Raw genomic sequence first — 2,908 nt, 5'->3', positions numbered from 1 at the left:
CTGGCGCTGGGCGGTGCCGAACTGGCGCTGGGCATTGGCCTCGGTTGGCCGATGAAACATGCGGTGGCCGGTTTGCTGCATCTGGCCTTTCACCCGCGTGCCGAACGCTTTGCCGGTAAATCTTCCGACCTCAAGCCGCTGAATCTGGCCGCGGGCGAGCTGGGTGTGGCCAAGGTGGAGGACTTCGCCTGGAACCGTCTGCTGTCCTTTGATGCCTGCGTGCAGTGCGGAAAGTGCGAGGCCGCCTGTCCGGCCTATGCCGCCGGTCAGCCGCTCAACCCGAAAAAGCTGATCCAGGACATGGTGGCAGCACAAAGCCGTGGCACCGACCCGGCCTATGCCGGCAACCCGCATCCGGGCCGCGAGGCGGCCGTGGTGGTGAAGCCGGGTGAGGACATCGTCGGCAGCGTGCTGGCGGCAGAAACGCTGTGGTCTTGCACCACCTGCCGCGCCTGCGTGGAAAACTGCCCGATGCTGATCGAACATGTGGACACCGTGGTCAATCTGCGTCGTCACGTCACCCTCAGCCGGGGCGAAGTGCCGGGCAAGGGCAGCGAGGCGCTGGCCAATCTGCGCAATACCGACACCGTGGGCGGCTACCCGCTGGCGGTGCGTTACCACTGGGCGATTGACCTGGACCTGCCGGTGCTGCAGCCGGGCGAGCAAACCGAATGGCTGTTGCTGGCCGGTGAGGGCGCTTTCGACATGCGTTACCAGCGTGCATTGCGCGCCCTGGTGAAAGTACTGAAAGCCGCCGGGGTGAAGGTGGCGGTGCTGGGCGAAGCCGAGCGCGACTGCGGCGACGTGGCGCGCCGTCTGGGCGACGAAGCCGGTTTCCAGCGGCTGGCCCAGGCCAATATCGCCACGCTGGCGCAATACCGCTTTGCCCACATCGTCACGCCGGATCCGCACGTATTCCATTGCCTGGCCAATGAATACCCGGCGCTGGGCGGCCAGTTTGACGTATGGCACCACAGCAAGCTGCTGGAACACTTGCTGGCGTGTCGCGCCATTCCGCTGAAGGCCGATGCCACGCCGCTGCCGCCGCTCACCTTCCACGACCCCTGCTATCTCGGCCGTTACAACGATGGCTTCAACGCGCCGCGCAATGTGCTCAAGGGTATTGGTATCAAAGTTGTCGATATGCAGCGCTCCGGGCGCGACGCCCGCTGCTGCGGCTGGGGTGGTGGCGCGGCCTTTACCGATATTCCCGGTCAGCGTCGTATCCCCGACATGCGCATGGATGACATCCGCGAAACCGGCACCGGCCGGGTAGCGGTGGCCTGCCCCAATTGCACGGCCATGCTGGAAGGCGTGGTGGGTGAGCGGGCAGACGTGATCGAACTGGCCGAACTGGTGGCCGAACGCCTGGCCTGAGGCGAGCCGGGGCAGAAGCACAGACTTCGCCCCGTCCGCTGCTGCTTACAAGGAGAAAGTGATGGATTTTTCTACCCAGGCCATTCCGCGCATCGACCCGCGTCGCCCGTGGGTGCTGGGGCCCAGCGGCCTCAAGCGCATTGTGCTGGGCGATGACAGCGGCAGCCGCGATGCCGCCATGCTGGCCCACGGCCCGGCCCACAAGCCGCTGCGCAGTAACGGGCCGTTCAGCCAGCGCCTGCTGGTGGTGGCACACGCCGAACGCGGCCAACTGGACGATGCCGCGCGCGAAGCCATTGCCGCTGCGGCCATTCTGGCGGGCAAGGATGGCGAAGTACTGGCCTTGCTGTACGGCATGGAAGACGCCGCGCGGAAGCGCTGGCCGAACTGGCCGTGGACCGCGCCCTGACCGTGGCCGACCCCGGCTACGCGCCGGAACAGAAACTGGCCCTGCTGCAACAACTGTTGCAGCAGGAAAGCCCGCAATACCCGTGCTGTTTGCCGACCGTGGCGAGGATGCCGACCTGGGCCGCCGTCTGGCCTGTCGCTCCCGGCTGTCGGTGGTGACCGATGTGGTGGAAATCGCCGCTGATGGCGTGCGCCGTCGCCAGCCCGGTGCCGGTTTCAGCCTGCGTGACCGCGCACAGCTGCTGTTGCTGGCACGCGGCGTGGCCGAAGCCAAACTGCCCTTTGTCGGCAAGGGCGAGCGGCTGGAAACCGCTGCCCTGCCAGCCGTCAGCGAGCAGGTGCAGGACCTGGGCAGTGCCGCCAGTCCGGCCTCCGAGCTGGCACTGGAAGAGGCCGACCTGATTGTGTCCGCCGGTAATGGCGTCAGCAATGTGCCGGGCTTTCTGGCGCTGGCCGAAGCCCTGGGTGCCGCCGTGGGTGCGTCCCGCGTGGCGGTGGACGATGGCCGCTTCACCCGCGACAAGCAAGTAGGTGCCACCGGCAAGACAGTGCAGGCCAGTGCCTATATCGCGCTGGGCATATCCGGTGCGGTACAGCATCTGCAAGGCATCAAGTCCTGCCGCCATGTGATTGCGGTAAACCTGGATGCCGCCGCCCCCATGATCAAGCGTGCCGACCTCAGCATCATCGACGACTGCCAGTCCTTCATCAGTGCGTTTGAACAACTGGTGCGACGTGAGCGCAAGGAGAAGCAAGTATGAAAATAGCCGTCCTGGTTTCCCCGGCCGTGCATCCGGTCAGCGGCCGTCCCTGTGCCGGCGAGGCCGATCTGGCCGCACTGGCGCTGGCGCAGCGCCTGCCCGGTGAGCTGCAAGTCTGGTATGCCGGTGCCGCCGACGATGCCGCGCTGGCCGATTATCTGGCCCGTGGTGCGGACAATATCCACAGCCTGAGCCTGAGCCCGGACAGCGATGTGCTGGCCGCGCTGGGCTCGGCCTTGCAGGGTGTCGACATGGTGCTGTGTCTCCCCGACATCTGATTGCGTGGGCGCATCACTGCTGTGCAGTGCGTGCCCTGGTCGCCACCATGGCCGCTTGCCTGCTGCCTTGCTTGCACCGCCTGG

4 protein-coding genes are annotated in these 2,908 nt (G+C 66.4%); all 4 read left to right on the top strand.

Annotation, left to right across the window (positions count from 1 at the left end):
- Nucleotides 1-1,377: (Fe-S)-binding protein (locus tag AWT75_RS20275; protein WP_062791551.1), on the top strand; the 1,377-nt coding region annotated here is incomplete at its 5' end.
- Nucleotides 1,378-1,438: 61 nt separating this feature from the next.
- A complete protein-coding gene (locus AWT75_RS23300) occupies nucleotides 1,439-1,786 on the top strand; it encodes a hypothetical protein (protein ID WP_239689689.1) in 348 nt (115 codons plus the stop codon).
- An 82-nt stretch (nucleotides 1,787-1,868) separates the two neighbouring features.
- Complete coding sequence (locus tag AWT75_RS23295) at nucleotides 1,869-2,546, top strand: FAD-binding protein (RefSeq protein ID WP_239689688.1); 678 nt, start codon at nucleotides 1,869-1,871, stop codon at nucleotides 2,544-2,546.
- Entirely contained in the window at nucleotides 2,543-2,824 is a 282-nt protein-coding gene (locus AWT75_RS20265) for a hypothetical protein (protein WP_062791549.1), read from the top strand. The genes AWT75_RS23295 and AWT75_RS20265 overlap by 4 nt, the downstream gene beginning before the upstream one ends.
- Nucleotides 2,825-2,908 lie beyond the last annotated feature (84 nt).

It is taken from the genome of Aquitalea pelogenes, assembly GCF_001515305.1.
In the GTDB taxonomy this organism is placed as follows: domain Bacteria; phylum Pseudomonadota; class Gammaproteobacteria; order Burkholderiales; family Chromobacteriaceae; genus Aquitalea; species Aquitalea pelogenes.
This window is presented reverse-complemented; position numbering and strand designations above follow the sequence as displayed.

Bases quoted from the DNA above. Each gene is read 5' to 3' on its own strand.
- AWT75_RS23300 (WP_239689689.1), top strand. From the start codon at position 1,439: ATGGATTTTTCTACCCAGGCCATTCCGCGCATCGACCCGCGTCGCCCG.
- AWT75_RS20265 (WP_062791549.1), top strand. From the start codon at position 2,543: ATGAAAATAGCCGTCCTGGTTTCCCCGGCCGTGCATCCGGTCAGCGGC.